The organism is Rhizobium sp. 01N424, from assembly GCF_056399485.1.
Genome location: NZ_JBFTRK010000001.1, coordinates 12435 through 31244 on the forward strand (window position 1 = coordinate 12435; position 18810 = coordinate 31244).

Consider the following 18810-nt stretch of genomic DNA (forward strand, 5'->3'; position numbering starts at 1 on the left):
GCGCCTCGGGCGCCCTTTTCATTGTCACTTGTCCGGTTCGCAAACCCGGAGACGGTGGCCATCCGGGTCGAGCACCACGAAGGTCGGTCCGAAATCGAGATCGACGAGCTCCTGGGCGATCGGCAGGCCGCGCTTGCGCCAGTCCTCATATTGCTTGGCCACCGCACGGTCTCCCGGCACCATGAAGGCGATTTCGCCGCGATTGCCGATCGCCGACGGCTGCGGCTCAACATTGCTGCGGCGCCAGAGGCCGAGCGTGAAACCGCCATCGAGCGGAAAGGCGACGAAGTTGGGCGAGGAGAACGCCGCGTCGCGGCCGAGGATGTCCTTGTAGAAGCGTTCGCTTTCGGCCGGGTCCTTGACGTAGAGAATGATGGAATTCGGGCTGGTCATGGTCTTATCCTCTTGGTTGAGATGGCTGCAATGAAAAGGCGTGCCGCGGTGCGTTGCAGCGGCGGTATGAAATGTCTGCTGTCGGGGTGCGCTGGGCTGTATGCTGCCGGCTATGCCTCGCCCTCTCGCGAGGTCCTGCCGGAAAGGCCGAGGTCGCGCCGCATGCTTGCCGGCATCGACCGCGGGTCGAGGCGAGGAGCATCACTCCTCGCCATGTTGCGCGATGCTTTTTGCATCATGCGCAGCATCAGGGACTGCGGATATCCCGCATGTGCAGAAGACGTCTCGACAAGGCAGTCGCCGTAATTTGCGGTGCTGAGTTTCACGCTCGTCATCATCGGTCCTCCTTCTGGATTGGTACCGATAATAGCGCGGCCTACTGTCAGATTCTGGCAGTAGCCTTTCAGCGTTCGACAGGCACGTGTTCCGCCTCGCGCCACTCTTTCATCAGCGCGGTTCGGCGGCGGGGATAGCGCTCTTCGTGCTGCGTCATGTCGATGATCCGGTCCGTGCGGAAATGCCGGAAGCCGCGGCGCAGCTCGCACCAGGCCATCACCATCCGGATATGTTCGAAATAGCCAAGGGCAAACGGCCAGACGCGCCGGAGCGAGATGCGTCCCTGTTCGTCGCTATAGTGCAATTCGAGAATGCGTTCGGTGCGGATCGCCTTGCGGATCAGGGCGACGTCCGCCTTGTCCTCGTTGGCCCGCTTGGGGCCGACAAGCAGCGTGGCCGATTCGATCGTCTCGCGCATCTCGGCAGGCAGCACGGCGGCTATCTTCGCCAGCGCATCGGCAGCAGCGCCCGCTAGCCGCGGTTCCGCCGAGCGGTTCACCCAGCGTGAACCCAGCACTAGCGCCTCAAGCTCCTCTTCGGAAAACATCATCGGCGGCAGCATGAAGCCAGGCTTCAGCACATAGCCGACGCCGGCTTCGCCCTCAATCATCGCGCCCTGGCTCTGCAGGCTGGCAATGTCACGGTAGAGCGTGCGCAGGCTGACGCCGGTCTGCTCTGCGAGAATGATGCCGCTGACGGGACGGCGGTGCCGGCGAAGCACCTGAAGAAGAGCAAGCAGCCGTTCCGAGCGCGAGACCGGCATGGCCTATCGCTTCCACTCCACCCAGTCGCGCATCAGGCGGTGGGCGATGGCGCCTTTCGGCGGAGAGGCCTGGCCGTTGGCGCCGGGGCGCTCCAGCATCTCGACTGTTTCCTCGCGGGTAAACCAGCGGCAATCCTCGAGCTCGGCTTCGTCGCGGGTGATCTCGCTGGATTTCGCCTCGGCATAGCAGCCGATCATCAGCGTATGCGGCATCGGCCACGGCTGGGAGGCGTGATAGCGGACGCGCCCGGTCCTGATGCCCGATTCCTCAAGCGTTTCGCGACGCACCGCGTTCTCGATGGTTTCACCGGGCTCCACGAAGCCGGCGAGACAGGAATACATGCCGGGCGCGAAATGCGGTCCGCGGCCAAGCAGGCAGAGATCGCGCTTCTCGTCGATCGTCAGCATGATGACGACGGGGTCGGTGCGCGGAAAGATCATGTGTTCGCAGGCGGTGCAGACGCGTTTGTAGCCGCCGATCTTCTGCTCCATACTGCCGCCGCAGCGGCCGCAGAACTTGTTGTCGCCGTTCCAGCGGATCAGGCTTGCGGCCTGGGCAAATTCGCCGAGTAGGACCTCGTCGACAAGCTGATCGCGATAGAGCGTGCGTCCGTCGGCCGGCTTGTAGTGGCTTTCGAGTTGCTCTTCCGGCACGCCGACCGGCACGGCCAGCCGCGGCTCGCCGGATTTGCGGTAGCCGAGCAGGATCGTCTCGTCCCAATGCGGCTGCAGTTCCTGCAATTCGTAGCGGGCAAAGAGTGGGTCCAGCACCTGGCCATCATGCTTCAGGACCAGCTTGTCCTTGGCAAAGGCAAAGATATGCGTGCCTTCCTTCGCCAGCGCCGTCTCGACCGATTTCTCGTCGCGATGTTCGGAATCGCGGTTCAGGTCGTTGGCGGCGAAGGCGGTAAGGTTGCTCGGCTCCGGATGCGGAACGTCCGTATCGAAAATTGAAGAACTCATGATGAAAGGGCTTCCCGCAATGTCGCTATGAACTGCTCCCGCTTCCCGTCCTCATAAGGCTCGGCCGTGCCGAAACCCCAGATCGGACCCGGCCAATTGGCATCGCCTTCGAAGCGGGCGATGACATGAACATGAAGCTGGCGGACGATATTGCCAAGAGCCCCGACATTGATTTTTGTCGCCCCGGTCAGCTTCTTGAGCGCGCTGGCCACCACCTCGGTCTCGAATGTCAGCATCACCTGATCGAGCGGCGTCAATTCGAAAATCTCGGTGATCCCGGCGCGGCGCGGAATCAGGATCAGCCAGGGCCAGCGTGCGTCCTTCGATAATCTGAGATCGCAAAGGCCGGTCTGCATGACGCTGATGCTGTCTTTTTCGAGCCGGGGGTCGAGCGCGAAATCCGTCAACGGGCATTCCTCCATTGTTTTCCAATGATTAGCAGTTTTTTTTGAGCTTGGCTTGCTTTTGATGACGATATTGCCGATATGTGCATCCGGGAGGTTGGTGGTGGACGAGCCACTCGCCAACCGGGTCAGGTCCGGAAGGAAGCAGCCCTAACGAGCCCGGCACGGGTCATCGTGCCAGCCTCCCACCCTTCTCTCCATCCTTTGCCCGGGATTCCGGGCGCCAAGCAGGGCGATGAGCGACACCGAGCGACAATCACAAGATGCCGCCTCGACGGGTACCGGATACCGGGTGCTGGCACGCAAATACCGCCCCAAGGATTTCACGGACCTGATGGTCGGCCAGGAGCCGATGGTCCGCACCCTGACCAACGCCTTCGAGACCGGCCGCATCGCCCAGGCCTACATGCTGACCGGCGTTCGCGGCGTCGGCAAGACGACTACCGCGCGCATTCTGGCGCGAGCCCTGAACTACAAGACATCAGAGATCGACAAGCCGACGATCGATCTGCGCGTGCCCGGCGAGCACTGCCAGGCAATCATGGAAGGCCGCCATGTCGATGTGATCGAGATGGACGCCGCCTCGCATACCGGCATCGACGATATCAGAGAGATCATCGAGCAGGTGCGCTACCGCCCGGTTTCGGCGCGCTACAAGGTCTATATCATCGACGAAGTGCACATGCTCTCTACGGCAGCCTTCAACGGGCTGCTGAAGACGCTCGAGGAGCCGCCGGAGCATGTGAAGTTCATCTTCGCGACCACAGAAATCCGCAAGGTTCCGATCACCGTCCTGTCGCGCTGCCAGCGCTTCGATCTGCGCCGCATCAGCGCTTCCGATCTCGTCGGCTTGTTCACGACGATTGCGTCGAAGGAAGGCATCGAGGCTGAGCCGGACGCGCTCGCCATGATCGCCCGCGCTGCCGAAGGTTCGGCGCGTGACGGCCTCTCGCTGCTCGACCAGGCGATTGCCCATGGCGGCGGTGCCGTTCAGGCGGAAGCGGTCCGCAGCATGCTCGGTCTCGCCGATCGCGCCCGCATCGTCGATCTTTTCCAGCATGTGGTGAAGGGCGATGTCGCCTCGGCGCTCAACGAGTTTCAGGCACAGTACGAGGCGGGTGCCAATCCCGTGGTTGTGCTGACCGACCTTGCCGACTTCACCCATCTCGTCACCCGCTTGAAATACGTGCCTGATGCCGCCAACGATCCGTCTCTGAGCGAGGTCGAGCGCACCAAGGCTGCGGAATTCGCCCAGGGCGTGGCGGTGACCACGCTGTCGCGCATCTGGCAGATGCTGCTGAAGGGCATTCCGGAAGCCGAGGCATCATCGCGCACGGCGGGTGCGGCCGAAATGGTGCTGATCCGCCTTGCCCATGCCGCGCATCTGCCGGCACCCGAAGATGCGGCCCGCAGGCTTGCCGAATTTTCGGAGAACGGCGGCGGCTCCGGCCGCACGTCGCCAGGCCCGTCGGGCAATGGTGGTGGCGCGACTGTCTCCTATCAGTCGGCCGCCATGGCGCGCGCACCGGAAACTGCGCCGCGCCCGCAGCCGAATGGCCCGACCGCGATGCTGCGCGCCGTTCCGAACCCTGATCCGCAGCCGATGCAGGCCGGGCGTCTCGAGACCAAGCCCGCCGAAGCGCCGAAGCCTCTGGTCGCCGTGAATTCGATTGCCGATATCGTCAATCTGGCCGGCGAAAAGCGCGATGCCAAGGTCAAGGCGCTGGTGCGTACTTTCGTGCGTCCCGTCAGGATCGATCCCGGCCGTCTTGATGTCAGTCTGTCGGATGGCGCGCCGTCGACGCTGCTGAACGAACTGGCGGTCAAGCTCAAGGAATGGACGGGGATCCATTGGATCGTTAGTCTGAGCCGAGAGCCCGGCGATCCGACCATGGTCGAAGCCGAGGCCAAGGCCAAGGAGCAGCAGGTCAGCGATGCCCGCCAGGACCCGGATGTGGCGGCGATCCTCGCGCAATTTCCGGGCGCCAGGATTATCGACGTCCGCGTCCGGGCGCCGGAGCCGGAGGAAGAGGGCGATATCAAGCCGCCCGCCGTCGCCGAATCCGAAGATGGCGACATCCTGCCGGGCGACGACATAGAATTTTAGACTTTCAGAGAAGGATAAAGACGATGCGCGACCTCATGGGAATGATGGGCAAAGTCAAGGAAATGCAGGCCAAGATGGAGCAGATGCAGGCGGAGATCGCCGAGCTCAGGGCCGAAGGCAAGTCCGGTGGCGGACTGGTCACCGTTGTCCTGAACGGCAAGGGCGAAATGCAGAGCCTGAAGATCGATCCGTCGCTGTTCAAGGAAGACGATGTCGAGATCCTCGAAGACCTGATCGTTGCCGCCCACAAGGATGCCAAGGACAAGGCCGAGGCCGTCACGGCTGAAAAGACCAAGGCGCTGACCGCCGGCCTGCCGATCCCGCCCGGCTTCAAGATGCCGTTCTGATCAGGCCAAGCCTGGAAGGAAGCCTTTATGATGACGCTGACGGCCCTGTTGGTATTTGCCGGCGCTCTCTTCATCGCCGCCGGCACGCCCGGCCCGAGCGTTGCGGCCCTCGTCGCCCGCGTCATCTCGAAGGGCGCGCGCGACGTGCTGCCCTTCCTCTTCGGCATGTGGGCGGGTGATGCGATCTGGCTGACCTGCGCCATCGCCGGCCTCTCGGCCATCGCCGAAACCTTCTATCACGCCTTCGTCGTCATCAAATGGCTCGGCATTCTCTATCTCCTCTACCTCGCCTGGAAAATGTGGTTCGCAAGACCTGATGTCGAGGAAGAAGAGCTGCCACAGGCCCGCTCGCCAAGCCGGATGTTTCTGACGGGTCTGGCGATCGCGCTCGGCAATCCGAAGATCATGATGTTCTACATCGCCCTTCTGCCGTCGATCATCGACATCCGCGCCGTTTCCTTCGGCGGCTGGGCGGAGCTCGTCGTAACACTGATCGTGGTGCTGGCGGTCGTCGATTTCAGCTGGATGTTCCTGGCCGCAAAAGCCCGCGGCTTCCTGAAGAGCCCTCGCGCCGTGCGGATTGCCAATCGTGCGAGTGCCGCAACGATGGCCGGTGCCGCGATGGCGATCGCCACGCGCTGATATCAGGCCTGCGCCTCGAGCAGAGCCCGCAGCTTGTAGTGAATGGGTGCTGCGAGATACCGCTCCCGGTCTTCGGGCGAGAGCTTTTTCCCGAACGTCTCCATCATTTCAGGCATGGTCACCCTGGCGCCTGAAAACGGCTGATAGGTCACCGGCATTCCCGCCTCGACGATCGCGCCGGCAAGAACCCGGCAATAGATGCCTGGCCGTCCGGCCTTGGTGTAGCGCTTGACAAAGCGTGGGTCTTCCATCTTCGTGGCGAAGGTCGCGCAGGGAATACGGGCGGACGTTACTTCCAGAACAAGATCGCCTGCGATGAACCTGTCGCCCACGGCAATATCGCGATTGTCGAGCCCCTCGATGACGAGGTTTTCGCCGAAGGTACCCGGCGTGACCGGTTTACCGAGTTCGCCGCTCCACCAGTCGAGCGTCCGCGATCCCTCGACATAAACAGCCTGATCCGCACCACCATGATAGGTGCGATTGCAGATCGCGTCGCCGACCAGCCCTTCCGCATCGATCATCACGGCGCCGTTGACCGGCTGCTTGAAGATTCCGGTCTTGTATTTCTTGCCCGGCAGCCGTTCGGCGCTGCCGGTACAGATCGCACTGATTTTCATGGCGGCGGCAATCCTTCCGCGATTCCGTTTTGACGACATATGGGCTAAGAACGGCGCATGGCAAAGCGAGTCACCGGCCCCGAAATCGAAAAACTCATTCAGCTTCTGGCGAAAGTGCCGGGTCTCGGCCCCCGGTCGGCGCGCCGCGCGGCACTGCATCTGATCAAGAAGAAGGACCAGCTTCTCGGTCCTCTCTCCCATGCCATGGGCGATGCCTATGACAAGGTGAAGATCTGCTCGCGCTGCGGCAATGTCGATACCTCGGATCCCTGCACCGTCTGCACCGATGATCGCCGCGACCAGTCGGTCATCATCGTCGTAGAGGACGTGTCGGATCTCTGGGCACTGGAGCGCGCCGGCGCGATGAATGCCGCCTACCACGTTCTCGGCGGCACGCTGTCGCCGCTGGATGGCGTCGGCCCGGATGATCTGAATATCCGCGGGCTGATCGAGCGGCTTGGCGAAGGCGGCGTGCGCGAACTGATCATCGCGGTCAACGCGACCGTCGAGGGGCAGACCACAGCACACTATATAACGGATCAGCTCACCGGATTGGACGTCAAGATCACCCGTCTGGCGCATGGCGTGCCTGTCGGCGGCGAGCTCGATTATCTCGACGAGGGTACATTGGCGGCCGCGCTTCGGGCGCGAACGGTCATTTGAGGGGGAGTGCCTGAGGTGAAGACGATCATCCGCCTTTCGATCTTGACGGGGATGCTTGCCGCATCGTTTCATCTTCCCGCCTCCGCCGCGCCTTCGAAGGCTGCCGTCGAGGCGCAGTTCGAGAAATGGGTGCAGACCGAACTGCGCCCGGAAGCCGAAAAGAACGGCATTTCTGCCAAGACATTTCAGGCCGCTTTCGCCGGCGTCGAGCTGAATTGGGATCTTCCGGATCTGGCACCTCCAGGCTTTCCGCCGCCGAAGGAACGCAAGCAGACACAGGCCGAGTTCTCCTCGCCTGCGCCCTATTTCAACGAGGAGCGTCTCAGCAAACTCGCCATGACAGGCCGCGGGTTTGCCTCGCAATATGCCTCGACGCTGAAGCGGATCGAGAAGACCTATGGCGTGCCGGGTTCGATCGTGCTGGCCATCTGGGGCCGCGAGACCGGTTTTGGCGCCGCGAAGATCCCGAACTCGGCGATCCAGGTGCTGGCAACGAAAGCGTTCATGTCGACGCGCAAGGAGATGTTCCGCACCGAACTGATTGCGGCACTCCACATCATCGATGGCGGCGATGTGGCGCCGGCCGATTTCAAGGGCTCCTGGGCAGGCGCGCTGGGCCAGCCGCAATTCATGCCGACAAGCTACCTGAAATATGCCGTCGATTTCGATGGCGACGGCCACCGCAACATCTGGACCTCGGTGCCGGATACGCTGGCATCCATCGCCAACTATCTGGTCAAGAAGGGCTGGCAGCGCGACCGCGACTGGGGCTTCGAGGTCACCATCCCCGCCGCCGTTTCCTGTGCCCAGGAGGGGCCGGATCTCGCCAAGCCGCTGTCGCAATGGGCGTCACTCGGCATCAGCAGGATCTCGGGCAAAGGCTTTCCCTCATCCGAGATGAAGGCCGATGGGATGATGCTGGTTCCGGCCGGCCGCGACGGCCCGGAATTCCTCGTCACGCCGAATTTCTACGTCATCAAGGAATATAACAATTCCGATCTCTATGGCCTCTATATCGGCAACCTCGCTGATCGGATTGCCTATGGGGCTGGCGGTTTCCAGGGCGCCTGGGGCGATGTCGGCAAGATGCTGCGCTCGGATGTCGCTGCCATGCAGAAGGCGCTGGAGCGTCAGGGCTATGACGTCGGCGGTTCCGACGGCTTGCCGGGCTACAAGACCCGCCGCTCGATCGGCCAATGGCAGGTCAAGAACGGCGAAAAGCCGACTTGCTATCCGGAAGCGTCGATGAAGGGCAAACTGAAATAGGCTTCAGAGAGTAAGCTTCATGCCCTCGTGGCTCGCCGTGAAGCCAAGCTTTTCATAGAAACGCATGGAATCGGCCCGCGACTTGTCCGATGTCAGCTGCACGAGCTTGCAGCCACGGTCCCGGCAAACGCCGATCGCCCATTTGATGAAGCGTGTGCCAAGTCCGGTGCCGCGCTCCGTTTCGGTGATCCGCACGCTCTCGATCTGTCCGCGCCACATGCCGCTGCGCGAAAGCCCAGGAATGAATGTCAGCTGCAGGCAGCCAACCGGCTGGTCGTCGGCGTTGACCGCGACGGCAAGAAGCTGGTTCTCGTCGGCAACGATGGCCGCAAAGGCTGCCCTGTAGCGCTCGTCAACGGGATCGGAGACCAACTCGCGGCTGCGTCCCAACGCATCATCGGCGAGCATGGCAATGATCGCTGGGAGATCGCTTTCCCTGGCTCGCCTGAACATGTTGAGCTTCCTAGTGATGAATATCGATCGGCGCCTTGTGAAAGACGTCGTCGGAGGGTGGGATCGCCTGGCGTTCGATCATCCGATGCACATGCGGCAGGTCGGCGCCGCGATGCAGGTTGCGCAGCAGGTCTGTATTTTCCGCATCGGCCTGCGTACGCCGCTGGTTGTGGCGGATATATTCGACCCAGGTCGGGGTGTGATAGGTCTCCGTCCATATGCCGGGGTTCTCGAGATCGCGCATCAGCGCCCAGGCCCGGGCGCCGTCGCGAATGCGGATGCGCCGCCGTTCGCCCATCAGCTTCAGGAATTCCGGCAGGTCCTCGTCGCTGATCTGATAATCGACCTGGATGACGATCGGCCCGCTGCGCGGCGTGATATCGAGCCCGAGCGCCGGTTCGACAAAGCGGTTGAGCGGATCGAGATTGAGCGAGGCAAAGGCCGGCATCGAGAAGCGGAAGCCGATCAGCACGCCGATGACCATTACCGCTGCAGAACCATAGAGCGCATTCGAGACGCCAAAGCGGTCTGCCACGATCCCCCAGAACCAGCTGCCGCCGGCAATCCCGCCGAAGGTTACCGTCTGATAAAGCGAGAGCGCCCGCCCGACGACCCAGCGCGGTGTCGATAGTTGGACGATCGTATTGAACAGCGACAGTGCCAGCACCCAACAGGCGCCCGATACCAGCAGCCCGGCGCAGGTCAGCACCGCAAAGGGGCTGGCCGCGGTGATCGCCATGCTCACCGCAAAGCCGGCAAAGGCATAGCGGATGATGATCTCGCTGCTCAGCGCATCGCGAAGCCGGGCGTTGAGCGCCCCGCCGCCGATCGCGCCGATGCCGAAGGAACCGAGCATGAAGCCGTAGGTCAGTGGTCCGCCCGAGACGAGGTCGATCGCGACGATCGGAAGCAGCGCGAGCACCGAGCTGGCGCCGACACCAAACGTGAAGCCGCGCACCAGAACCTTCTCAAGGTTTGGCGACATCGAGATGTAGCGCAGGCCGGCAAAGATCGCGCTGCCGAGACTTTCACGCGGCAGCGTCGAGGTGGGAAGAGCGGGCTTCCAGCGCATCAGTGCGTGGATCAGCGCCAGATAGCTGACGGCGTTGACCGCAAAGGCGGCCGCTGCACCGGCTGCCGCCACGATGACCCCGCCGATCGCAGGGCCGACGCTGCGGGTCATGTTGAAACCCATGCTGTTCAGCGTCACGGCGGCAGGCAGATCGGCGCGCGGCACCATGTCGCCGACCGACGCCTGCCAGGAGGGATTGTTGAGCGCCGTGCCGCAGCCGATCAGGAAGGTAAAGATCAGGAGCAGCCAGGGCGTGATCCAGCCGAGCAGGGCGAAGACCGTCAGGATCGCCGAGACAACGAGCATCAGGACCTGCGCCGTCAGCATCACCCGGCGCCTGTCGAAATTGTCGGCGAGCGCGCCCGAGATCAGCGAGAAGAGCATGATCGGCAGCGCCGTCGAGGTCTGCACCAGCGCCACCATGTCTTCCGAGGCGGTGATCGTCGTCATCATCCATGCGGCGCCGACGGCCTGGATCAGCCCGCCGAAGTTCGACGCCAGACTCGCAAACCAGATCCGGCGGTATGTTTCGTGTTTCAGCGGCGCCAGCGTGGAAGAATTCGACGGCACGTTCCCTCCGCCCGGATTTGCTCCGGCTTGTCTTGTTCTGTTCCCGCCCAATATATGGCGAAGCGTGCCTGAGGCCAGCGAAGGATTGCAGCCTTGGCGCATTTGGCGCCGGAGCTTGCAATTTCAGAAAAACGGGCCTATATGCCACTCAAATTCTTGATCGTACGATGAAGAGTGGGCCGCAAGGACCCGCTCTTTTTTATTAGCGCGATCATCCAAAATGCTTGAAATTTGCTAGGAGCGCGCCGCTTGTCGGATCAGACAACCGCAGAAAACGAACTTGAGCCACGGCTGATTACCGAGACCGGGCTTGACCAGCGCCTTGCCGACATCATCGAACCAGTGCTTGTCGGTATGGGCTTCCGCCTGATCCGCGTCCGGATGCTCAATCAGAACGGCGCGACGCTGCAGATCATGGCCGAGCGCAATGACGGAACCATGTCCGTTCAGGACTGCGAAGCGGTCTCGACGGCTGTTTCCCCGGTTCTGGATGTGGAAGATCCGATCGATCGGGAGTATCATCTCGAAGTGTCTTCGGCCGGTATCGACCGTCCGCTGGTGCGCAAGTCGGATTTCGTCCGCTGGCAGGGACACCTTTTGAAGTGCGATACGTCGATCATGATCGGCAACCGCAAGCGGTTCCGTGGCAAGATTCTGGAATCGAATGCAGATGGTTTCACGCTTGAGCGTGACCAGGTTGCCTATGGCGAAGAGCAGAAGGTGGAAATCCCCTTCGCGGCTCTGGCCGAAGCCAAGCTTATCCTGACCGACGATCTGATCCGCGATGCGCTTCGCGCCGACAAGGCAGCGAAGTCGGAAGCCGCGAACCAGAACGAAGCGGAAGACCAGGAATAACCGATCAACTACAGGCTCCAGGGACGGGAACCCGGCAAGCCGAGACGGAGAGATAAAACAATGGCAGTCAGTGCGAACCGCCTCGAACTTCTGCAGATCGCAGATGCAGTGGCGCGCGAAAAAGTCATCGACCGCGAAATCGTGCTGGCCGCAATGGCCGATGCGATCCAGAAAGCTGCACGCTCCCGTTACGGCTCGGAATCGAACATCCGCGCCGACATCAATCCGAAGACCGGCGAAATCCGCCTTCAGCGTCTGCTCGAAGTCGTCGAGAAGGCCGAAGACTATTCCACGCAGATCCCGCTGGAACTGGCCCGCGACCGCAACCCCGATGCAGCCCTTGGCGATTTCATTGCCGATCCGCTGCCGCCGATGGACTTCGGCCGTATCGCTGCGCAGTCTGCCAAGCAGGTCATCGTCCAGAAGGTTCGCGAAGCCGAGCGTGATCGCCAGTTCGACGAGTTCAAGGATCGTACCGGCGAAATCGTCAACGGTACCGTCAAGCGCGTCGAATACGGCAACGTCATCGTCGATCTTGGCCGTGGCGAAGGCATTATCCGCCGCGACGAAATGATCCCGCGCGAAAACGTTCGCTACGGCGATCGCGTCCGCGCCTATGTCTATGATGTGCGTCGCGAACAGCGCGGCCCGCAGATTTTCCTGTCGCGTACCCATCCGCAGTTCATGGTGAAGCTCTTCACCATGGAAGTGCCGGAAATTTACGACGGTATCATCCAGGTTCGCTCGGTTGCCCGTGACCCGGGTTCGCGCGCCAAGATCGCCGTCATCTCGAACGACTCGTCGATCGACCCGGTCGGTGCCTGCGTCGGTATGCGCGGTTCACGCGTTCAGGCCGTCGTCGGTGAGCTTCAGGGCGAAAAGATCGACATTATTCCGTGGTCGCAGGATCCGGCGACCTTCGTCGTCAACGCCCTGCAGCCGGCTGAAGTCGCCAAGGTCGTTCTTGACGAAGATGCAGAGCGCATCGAAGTCGTGGTTCCTGATGAGCAGCTGTCGCTCGCCATCGGCCGCCGTGGTCAGAACGTTCGCCTCGCATCGCAGCTGACCGGCTGGGATATCGACATCATGACGGAAGCCGAAGAGTCGGAGCGCCGTCAGAAAGAATTCAACGAGCGCACCAACCTGTTCATGGACTCGCTCGACGTCGATGAAATGGTCGGCCAGGTTCTGGCGTCCGAAGGCTTTGCTGCCGTTGAAGAGCTGGCTTACGTAGATCTCGACGAAATCGCCTCGATCGACGGCTTCGACGAAGACACGGCGCAGGAAATCCAGACCCGCGCCCGCGAATTCCTCGAAAAGCTCGAAGCCGAGATGGACGAGAAGCGCAAGTCGCTCGGCGTCTCCGACGATCTTCGCCAGATCGAAGGCATGACCGCACAGATGATGGTCGCGCTCGGCGAAGACGGCATCAAGACGATGGAAGACTTTGCAGGCTGCGCAGCAGACGATCTCGTCGGCTGGAGCGAGCGCAAGAACGGCGAGACGAAGAAGTTCGAGGGTCTGTTCTCGAAGTTCGACATCTCCCGCGTCGAAGCAGAACAGATGGTTGTTCAGGCCCGCCTCGCGGTTGGCTGGATCACCGAGGACGACCTTGCGAAGGATGCGGAGCCTGTTGAGGCCGATGCTGCCGAGCAGGAAGCGTAATGACCGCGCAGCCGGACACATCTCCTGAGGATGATGATCTTGCAGGTTATGACGTGAACGGCCGCATGTGCATCGTGACGCGCGAAAGCGGATCGCCGGATGAGCTGATCCGCTTTGTCGCCGCTCCCGATGGGACCGTCATCGCCGATCTGAAGCGCGAGCTTCCGGGACGGGGATGCTGGGTAAAGATCGACCGTACGCTGGTCGACAAGGCGGTGGCGAAGAAGACCTTCGCCCGCGCCTTGAAGGCGGATGTGAAGGCTGCAGCTGATCTCGGCGAGACCGTGGACCGGCTGATCGCCAAGCAGCTGATGCAGATGATGAACATGGCCCGCAAGGCCGGCCAGTTCGTCACCGGCTCCGCGAAAGTGGATGCTGCGGTCAGAAGCGGAGCAGCCCTTGCGGTGTTCCATTCGACCGGTGCGGCCGACGATGGCGTGCGAAAAATAGACCAGGCTCGCAAGGCCTGGCACCTCGGAATGGAAACCGAGGAAGAAATACCTTCCTTCCGTCTCTTCTCGGAGAGCGAAATGGAAGGGGTGATGGGCGAGAATGCTTTTATCCATGCCGCAGTGCTTGCAGGGCAGGCGGGTGAGGGTGTAGTGAAGCGCGCAAAGATGCTTGAGCAGTACCGTAACAGCGGTCAGTCCCGGGCACCGGACAGCGCGGGCCGGCAAAAACAATGATACGGGCGACCGGCAGATGCCGGCCCATCATTGATCGACTGTATTTGATTGACAGGGACTGATGACGTCATCGCTCCCTGTCCGAAGGAACGGGAACGAATGACCGATAGCAATGACGACAAGACACTTGGTGCAACGGGCAAGAAGACGCTGACCCTGAAACCGTCGGGGATAAGCCAGGGCACCGTGCGCCAGGATATGGGTCGCGGTCGCACAAAAGCGGTCGTCGTCGAGACCCGTAAGCGGCGTCCGATGCGCCCCGAAGACGAACGTCCGGTCGCACCCGCTCCGGTGGCGCCGCGCGCTGCCGAGCCTGCACCAGCACCAGTCCAGGCGCGTCCGCAGCAGCAGACACCGGCGCCGCGTATCCAGCAGCAAGGTGGCAACTCTCAGCCGTCGCAGCATTCTCCGCGTCAGCAGGACCGTCCGCGTCCGGTGGTGCTGAACCATCTGTCGCCGGAAGAAATGGATGCGCGCCGCCGCGCTCTTGCCATGGCGCAGGTTCGCGAAGCCGAAGATGCGGCCCGCCGCGTCGAGGAAGACAAGCGCCGCGCTGTAGAAGAAGCTGCCCGTCAGGCTGCGGAAGCCGAAGAGGCTGCGCGCCGCGCCGCCGAAGAAGCTGCCCGTCCGCCGGCGCCTCCGGTTGTTGAAGCCCCTGCTCCGGCACCGGCTGCAGCGCCCGTTCAGGCCCGTTCGGCTCAGCCGTCCGCACCGGCTGCCCGCCGCCCCGATGCCGCCCCGGCACCGGGCGCTGCGCGTCCCGGATCGGCTGCTCCGGCAGCGGCCCGTGGACGCCGCGAAGGCGAAGAAGACGATCGCGGCGGTGCTGCACGCGGTGGCCCGGTTCGTGGCCGCGTCGTGCGTCCGGAGCCGGCAAAGCCGGTCACCACCCGTCCGAAGGGCGAGGAAGACCGCCGTCGCGGCAAGCTGACGATCGGTACCGCGGGCGTCGACGACGAAGGTGCGCGCGGCCGCTCTATGGCTGCCATGCGCCGCCGTCAGGAAAAGTTCCGCCGCAGCCAGATGCAGGAAACCCGCGAAAAGGTTATGCGCGAGGTCATTCTGCCTGAGACCATCACCATTCAGGAACTGTCGCAGCGTATGTCTGAACGCGCCGTCGACGTTATCAAGTACCTGATGAAGGAAGGCCAGATGATGAAGCCGGGCGACGTCATCGACGCCGACCTGGCTGAACTGATCGCCGGCGAATTCGGCCACACCGTCAAGCGCGTTTCGGAATCCGACGTTGAAGAAGGTATCTTCGACAAGGCCGACGATGCTGGTGAAATGGTTTCGCGTCCGCCTGTCGTCACCATCATGGGTCACGTCGACCACGGCAAGACCTCGCTGCTCGACGCCATCCGTCAGGCGAACGTCGTGTCGGGTGAAGCCGGTGGCATCACCCAGCATATCGGTGCCTATCAGGTCGAACAGAACGGCCAGAAGATCACCTTCATCGACACGCCCGGCCACGCCGCCTTCACGGCCATGCGTGCTCGTGGTGCGCAGGCAACGGACATCGCGATCCTGGTGGTTGCGGCCGACGACAGCGTCATGCCGCAGACGATCGAATCCATCAATCACGCCAAGGCGGCCGGTGTTCCGATCATCGTGGCGATCAACAAGATCGACAAGCACGAGGCCAAGCCGGACAAGGTCCGCCAGCAGCTTCTGCAGCACGAAGTCTTCGTGGAATCGCTGGGCGGTGAAGTTCTCGACGTCGAAGTTTCGGCCAAGAACAAGACGAACCTCGACAAGCTGCTCGAAGCCGTCCTGCTGCAGGCCGAAATTCTCGACCTCAAGGCCGATCCGACCCGGACCGCTGAAGGCACCGTCATCGAAGCTCAGCTCGATCGTGGCCGTGGTGCGGTCGCGACCGTTCTCGTCCAGAAGGGCACGCTGAAGCCAGGCCAGATCATCGTTGCTGGCGATCAGTGGGGCCGCGTCCGCGCGCTCGTCACCGACAAGGGCGACCATGTCAAGGAAGCCGGTCCGGCGACCCCGGTCGAAGTGCTCGGTCTTTCCGGCACGCCTGCTGCCGGCGACAAGTTTGCCGTCGTCGAGAACGAAGCTCGTGCTCGCGAAATTTCCGAGTACCGCCAGCGTCTGGCGCGCGACAAGGCAGCTGCCCGCCAGTCCGGCCAGCGCGGTTCGCTCGAACAGATGATGAGCAAGCTGCAGAATACCGGCTACAAGGAATTCCCGCTTGTCATCAAGGGTGACGTTCAGGGTTCCATCGAAGCCATCATCGGTGCTCTCGACAAGCTGGGTACCGACGAAGTGCGCGCTCGCATCGTTCATTCGGGTGCTGGTGCCATCACCGAGTCGGATATCGCGCTTGCTGAATCCTCCGACGCGGCGATCATCGGCTTCAACGTTCGCGCCAATGCACAGGCACGTACCGCTGCCGAGCGTGGCGGCATCGAGATCCGCTACTACAACATCATCTACGATCTCGTGGATGACGTGAAGGCAGCGATGTCGGGCCTGCTGTCGCCGGAGCGCCGCGAGACCTTCCTCGGCAATGCCGAGATCCTCGAAGTGTTCAACATCACCAAAACAGGCAAGGTCGCGGGTTGCCGCGTCACCGAAGGCAAGGTCGAGCGTGGTGCAGGCGTGCGCCTCATCCGCGACAACGTCGTCATCCACGAAGGCAAGCTCAAGACGCTCAAGCGCTTCAAGGACGAAGTCTCCGAAGTGCCGGTCGGTCAGGAATGCGGTATGGCCTTCGAGAACTACGAAGACATCCGCGCAGGCGATGTCATCGAATGCTTCCGCGTCGAGCATATCACCCGCTCGCTCTGATCGCGCGGATCTGTATCTTGGACGGGCGCCGGATCATCTGAGGCCGGCGCCCGAACCTTTTGAGGCAAAGAAAAATGGCAACAAGACCGACAACCTCCGCACCTTCGCAGCGCATGCTGCGCGTCGGCGAACAGGTGCGTGCAGCGATCACACAGGTTCTGCAGCGCGGCGAAGTGCGTGACGACGTGATCGAAAAGACCGTGATCTCGATCTCCGAAGTGCGTATGTCGCCCGATCTGAAGATCGCGACCGCTTTCGTCACGCCGCTTGGCGTCGCCGATCACGACACGGTCATCGCAGCGCTGAACAAGAATGCGAAATACATCCGTGGCCGCCTCGGCGCACAGCTGCGCCAGATGAAATACATGCCTGAAGTCCGCTTCCGCGACGACACGAGCTTCGACAATTACAAGAAGATCGATGAGCTCCTGCGTTCGCCCGAGGTCGTGCGCGATCTCGATGACGGCAAAGACGGCGAATAACAGAAGAAAAGAATGTCCAAACCACGCAAACCCAAGGGCCGCCCGGTTTCCGGCTGGCTGATCCTCGACAAGCCGGTGGATTTCGGCTCGACGGAAGCCGTTTCCAAGATCAAGTGGCTGTTCAAGGCGCAGAAATGCGGCCACGCTGGCACGCTCGACCCCTTGGCCTCGGGCATGCTGCCGATCGCGCTCGGCGATGCGACGAAGACGGTCCCCTACGTCATGGATGGCCGCAAGATCTACGAATTCTCGGTCACCTGGGGCGAAGAACGCGCCACCGACGATCTCGAGGGCGAAGTCACGCAGAGTTCGGACAAGCGTCCGGCCGAGGGCGATATCCTGGCGCTTCTGCCGAATTATACCGGCGTCATCAGCCAAGTGCCGCCGCAGTTCTCGGCAATCAAGATCGCCGGCGAGCGCGCCTATGATCTGGCCCGCGAGGGCGAAGCCGTCGAGATTCCGTCGCGCGAGGTCGAGATCTTCCGCCTGACGCTGCTCTCCTGCCCGGATGCCAACACGGCGCATTTCGAAGTCGAATGCGGAAAGGGTACATATGTTCGCGCCTTGGCCCGCGATTTCGGCCGCGATCTTGGCTGCTACGGCCACGTATCCGGCCTGCGCCGGACATTCGTCGCGCCGTTCCCCGAAGACAGCATGATCCCGCTTTCCGAACTCGTCGCCCTTGAAGCGATCGAGGATCAGGACGAGCGGCTGGCAGCTCTCGACGCGCTGCTCATCGACACCAGCGAAGCGCTGTCTTCCCTGCCGCATCTGGCCGTCAACGACGATCAGGCGCACCGTCTGAAGATGGGCAACCCGATCCTCGTGCGCGGCCGTGACGCCCCGATCACCGAGAGCGAAGCCTATGCGACGGCGCGCGGCAAGCTGATCGCCATCGGCGAGATCGGCGAGGGCGAATTCCGCCCGAAGCGCGTCTTCGTCTGACGACGCGACCGGCGCGCCGTAGGCCTGCCGGTCATGCCTCTTCCCTTTGCCGTCTGAATGGTCTATAGGCAGCGCCAGCATCAGGCAGGCCTGAATGCTTTCGCGGCCAAAGCTGGACGACATCCCGGCTTTTGGCGACCTTATCTCCTCTCATCGAAAGGAACATCCGATGTCGATTACTGCTGAGCGCAAGACCGCCCTCATCAAGGAATACGCAACGTTCGAAGGCGACACCGGTTCTCCGGAAGTCCAGGTTGCGATCCTGACCGAGCGGATCAACAATCTCACGGAACACTTCAAGGGCCACAAGAAGGATAACCATTCCCGCCGTGGCCTGCTGACGATGGTTTCGAGCCGCCGTTCGCTTCTCGACTACCTCAAGAAGAAGAACGAAGGCCGTTACACCAAGCTGATCACCAGCCTGGGTATCCGTCGCTAAGGTTTTCCGGCGGGCGCTCTTCGAGCGCTCGCCGGTTGCTTATCAGGGGTTGGAAAGCCCCAGAGATTGACCACCGCATTTGATGTTTTCATGGGGTGGAACTGAGGCAGACCCGGATGGGCCGGTTTTGCCAGAACAACCGTTGACCTGTCATGGGGCAGGATTGCCGGATGCTTTCCGGCCAAGGTACGGAACCTTGGCCCGGCTTTCTCGAAAGCCGCCGCCGTAAAGCCTCCCGTTGTCTTGCCCATGATGTGTCACATAATTGCGGTCGATCGCGCGCTGTGCCTTGAAAGGGTCGTGGCGCCTGTTCCCGCATTGAAGGACAAGACAT

The 18810-nt window shown here is 62.2% G+C and carries 20 protein-coding genes and 1 other RNA gene; 13 read left to right on the forward strand and 8 right to left on the reverse strand.

The window, feature by feature from the left end:
• Positions 1 to 24: 24 nt before the first annotated feature.
• The 5 genes from AC1DNK_RS00085 to AC1DNK_RS00105 all read right to left on the reverse strand — a co-directional run bounded on the left by AC1DNK_RS00085 (position 25) and on the right by AC1DNK_RS00105 (position 2862).
• Entirely contained in the window at positions 25 to 393 is a 369-nt protein-coding gene (locus AC1DNK_RS00085) for a VOC family protein (RefSeq protein ID WP_112385000.1), read from the reverse strand.
• 110 nt (positions 394 to 503) lie between these two features.
• Positions 504 to 731 (reverse strand): hypothetical protein, encoded by a 228-nt coding sequence (locus tag AC1DNK_RS00090; protein WP_477938708.1) that lies wholly within the window; start codon positions 729 to 731, stop codon positions 504 to 506.
• 65 nt (positions 732 to 796) lie between these two features.
• Positions 797 to 1492 carry a helix-turn-helix transcriptional regulator gene (locus AC1DNK_RS00095; protein WP_112385002.1) on the reverse strand — a complete coding sequence of 232 codons (696 nt, stop codon included), beginning with the start codon at positions 1490 to 1492 and terminating at the stop codon, positions 797 to 799.
• Between the two features lie 3 nt (positions 1493 to 1495).
• Positions 1496 to 2455 (reverse strand): NAD(+) diphosphatase, encoded by a 960-nt coding sequence (gene nudC / locus AC1DNK_RS00100; protein ID WP_477938709.1) that lies wholly within the window; start codon positions 2453 to 2455, stop codon positions 1496 to 1498.
• Entirely contained in the window at positions 2452 to 2862 is a 411-nt protein-coding gene (locus AC1DNK_RS00105) for an HIT domain-containing protein (protein WP_310293664.1), read from the reverse strand. The genes nudC and AC1DNK_RS00105 overlap by 4 nt, the downstream gene beginning before the upstream one ends.
• 89 nt (positions 2863 to 2951) lie before the next feature.
• On the opposite strand from AC1DNK_RS00105, the gene ffs reads away from it, so the two are divergent.
• The 4 genes from ffs (at position 2952) to AC1DNK_RS00125 (ending at position 5955) form a co-directional block, all read left to right on the forward strand.
• Positions 2952 to 3048, forward strand: an RNA gene (gene ffs, locus AC1DNK_RS00110) — signal recognition particle sRNA small type.
• Between the two features lie 46 nt (positions 3049 to 3094).
• Positions 3095 to 4966: a DNA polymerase III subunit gamma/tau gene (locus AC1DNK_RS00115; protein ID WP_477938711.1), complete on the forward strand. Its 1872-nt coding sequence runs from the start codon at positions 3095 to 3097 to the stop codon at positions 4964 to 4966.
• A gap of 23 nt (positions 4967 to 4989) precedes the next feature.
• Complete coding sequence (locus AC1DNK_RS00120) at positions 4990 to 5313, forward strand: YbaB/EbfC family nucleoid-associated protein (protein WP_477938713.1); 324 nt, start codon at positions 4990 to 4992, stop codon at positions 5311 to 5313.
• A gap of 30 nt (positions 5314 to 5343) precedes the next feature.
• Positions 5344 to 5955, forward strand: a complete 612-nt coding sequence (locus AC1DNK_RS00125; protein ID WP_477939820.1) for a LysE family translocator — start codon at positions 5344 to 5346, stop codon at positions 5953 to 5955.
• Positions 5956 to 5957: 2 nt separating this feature from the next.
• Here AC1DNK_RS00125 and AC1DNK_RS00130 read toward each other — a convergent pair whose 3' ends face one another.
• Entirely contained in the window at positions 5958 to 6575 is a 618-nt protein-coding gene (locus AC1DNK_RS00130) for an MOSC domain-containing protein (RefSeq protein WP_477938715.1), read from the reverse strand.
• Between the two features lie 57 nt (positions 6576 to 6632).
• Here AC1DNK_RS00130 and recR point away from each other — a divergent pair, with 57 nt between their 5' ends.
• Positions 6633 to 7238: a recombination mediator RecR gene (recR, locus tag AC1DNK_RS00135; RefSeq protein WP_112385009.1), complete on the forward strand. Its 606-nt coding sequence runs from the start codon at positions 6633 to 6635 to the stop codon at positions 7236 to 7238.
• Between the two features lie 51 nt (positions 7239 to 7289).
• Positions 7290 to 8504 (forward strand): lytic murein transglycosylase, encoded by a 1215-nt coding sequence (locus tag AC1DNK_RS00140; RefSeq protein ID WP_477939822.1) that lies wholly within the window; start codon positions 7290 to 7292, stop codon positions 8502 to 8504.
• A gap of 3 nt (positions 8505 to 8507) precedes the next feature.
• Here AC1DNK_RS00140 and AC1DNK_RS00145 read toward each other — a convergent pair whose 3' ends face one another.
• Complete coding sequence (locus tag AC1DNK_RS00145; protein ID WP_477938717.1) at positions 8508 to 8957, reverse strand: N-acetyltransferase family protein; 450 nt, start codon at positions 8955 to 8957, stop codon at positions 8508 to 8510.
• Positions 8958 to 8967: 10 nt separating this feature from the next.
• A complete protein-coding gene (locus tag AC1DNK_RS00150; RefSeq protein ID WP_477938719.1) occupies positions 8968 to 10599 on the reverse strand; it encodes an MFS transporter in 1632 nt (543 codons plus the stop codon).
• A gap of 249 nt (positions 10600 to 10848) precedes the next feature.
• On the opposite strand from AC1DNK_RS00150, the gene rimP reads away from it, so the two are divergent.
• The 7 genes from rimP (at position 10849) to rpsO (ending at position 18476) form a co-directional block, all read left to right on the forward strand.
• Positions 10849 to 11454 (forward strand): ribosome maturation factor RimP, encoded by a 606-nt coding sequence (rimP, locus tag AC1DNK_RS00155; protein ID WP_112385013.1) that lies wholly within the window; start codon positions 10849 to 10851, stop codon positions 11452 to 11454.
• A 60-nt stretch (positions 11455 to 11514) separates the two neighbouring features.
• Positions 11515 to 13119 carry a transcription termination factor NusA gene (nusA, locus tag AC1DNK_RS00160; protein WP_112514285.1) on the forward strand — a complete coding sequence of 535 codons (1605 nt, stop codon included), beginning with the start codon at positions 11515 to 11517 and terminating at the stop codon, positions 13117 to 13119.
• The gene (locus AC1DNK_RS00165) at positions 13119 to 13805 is read left to right on the forward strand and encodes an RNA-binding protein (protein WP_477938721.1); all 687 of its coding nucleotides are present in this window, start codon (positions 13119 to 13121) and stop codon (positions 13803 to 13805) included. Before nusA ends, AC1DNK_RS00165 begins: the two co-directional genes overlap by 1 nt.
• A 99-nt stretch (positions 13806 to 13904) precedes the next feature.
• Positions 13905 to 16610 carry a translation initiation factor IF-2 gene (infB, locus tag AC1DNK_RS00170; protein ID WP_477938722.1) on the forward strand — a complete coding sequence of 902 codons (2706 nt, stop codon included), beginning with the start codon at positions 13905 to 13907 and terminating at the stop codon, positions 16608 to 16610.
• Positions 16611 to 16684: 74 nt separating this feature from the next.
• Positions 16685 to 17092 carry a 30S ribosome-binding factor RbfA gene (gene rbfA, locus AC1DNK_RS00175; protein ID WP_112385017.1) on the forward strand — a complete coding sequence of 136 codons (408 nt, stop codon included), beginning with the start codon at positions 16685 to 16687 and terminating at the stop codon, positions 17090 to 17092.
• A 12-nt stretch (positions 17093 to 17104) separates the two neighbouring features.
• A complete protein-coding gene (truB, locus tag AC1DNK_RS00180) occupies positions 17105 to 18037 on the forward strand; it encodes a tRNA pseudouridine(55) synthase TruB (protein ID WP_477938723.1) in 933 nt (310 codons plus the stop codon).
• A gap of 169 nt (positions 18038 to 18206) precedes the next feature.
• A complete protein-coding gene (gene rpsO, locus AC1DNK_RS00185) occupies positions 18207 to 18476 on the forward strand; it encodes a 30S ribosomal protein S15 (RefSeq protein WP_026283114.1) in 270 nt (89 codons plus the stop codon).
• Positions 18477 to 18810 lie beyond the last annotated feature (334 nt).

Excerpts from the sequence above, each read along its gene's own strand:
- AC1DNK_RS00085 (WP_112385000.1), bottom strand. The coding sequence starts at position 393 with ATGACCAGCCCGAATTCCATCATTCTCTACGTCAAGGACCCGGCCGAA.
- AC1DNK_RS00090 (WP_477938708.1), bottom strand. The coding sequence starts at position 731 with ATGATGACGAGCGTGAAACTCAGCACCGCAAATTACGGCGACTGCCTT.
- AC1DNK_RS00095 (WP_112385002.1), bottom strand. The coding sequence starts at position 1,492 with ATGCCGGTCTCGCGCTCGGAACGGCTGCTTGCTCTTCTTCAGGTGCTT.
- nudC (WP_477938709.1), bottom strand. The coding sequence starts at position 2,455 with ATGAGTTCTTCAATTTTCGATACGGACGTTCCGCATCCGGAGCCGAGC.
- AC1DNK_RS00115 (WP_477938711.1), top strand. The coding sequence starts at position 3,095 with ATGAGCGACACCGAGCGACAATCACAAGATGCCGCCTCGACGGGTACC.
- AC1DNK_RS00120 (WP_477938713.1), top strand. The coding sequence starts at position 4,990 with ATGCGCGACCTCATGGGAATGATGGGCAAAGTCAAGGAAATGCAGGCC.
- AC1DNK_RS00125 (WP_477939820.1), top strand. The coding sequence starts at position 5,344 with ATGACGCTGACGGCCCTGTTGGTATTTGCCGGCGCTCTCTTCATCGCC.
- AC1DNK_RS00130 (WP_477938715.1), bottom strand. The coding sequence starts at position 6,575 with ATGAAAATCAGTGCGATCTGTACCGGCAGCGCCGAACGGCTGCCGGGC.
- recR (WP_112385009.1), top strand. The coding sequence starts at position 6,633 with ATGGCAAAGCGAGTCACCGGCCCCGAAATCGAAAAACTCATTCAGCTT.
- AC1DNK_RS00140 (WP_477939822.1), top strand. The coding sequence starts at position 7,290 with ATGCTTGCCGCATCGTTTCATCTTCCCGCCTCCGCCGCGCCTTCGAAG.
- AC1DNK_RS00145 (WP_477938717.1), bottom strand. The coding sequence starts at position 8,957 with ATGTTCAGGCGAGCCAGGGAAAGCGATCTCCCAGCGATCATTGCCATG.
- nusA (WP_112514285.1), top strand. The coding sequence starts at position 11,515 with ATGGCAGTCAGTGCGAACCGCCTCGAACTTCTGCAGATCGCAGATGCA.
- AC1DNK_RS00165 (WP_477938721.1), top strand. The coding sequence starts at position 13,119 with ATGACCGCGCAGCCGGACACATCTCCTGAGGATGATGATCTTGCAGGT.
- infB (WP_477938722.1), top strand. The coding sequence starts at position 13,905 with ATGACCGATAGCAATGACGACAAGACACTTGGTGCAACGGGCAAGAAG.
- rbfA (WP_112385017.1), top strand. The coding sequence starts at position 16,685 with ATGGCAACAAGACCGACAACCTCCGCACCTTCGCAGCGCATGCTGCGC.
- truB (WP_477938723.1), top strand. The coding sequence starts at position 17,105 with ATGTCCAAACCACGCAAACCCAAGGGCCGCCCGGTTTCCGGCTGGCTG.
- rpsO (WP_026283114.1), top strand. The coding sequence starts at position 18,207 with ATGTCGATTACTGCTGAGCGCAAGACCGCCCTCATCAAGGAATACGCA.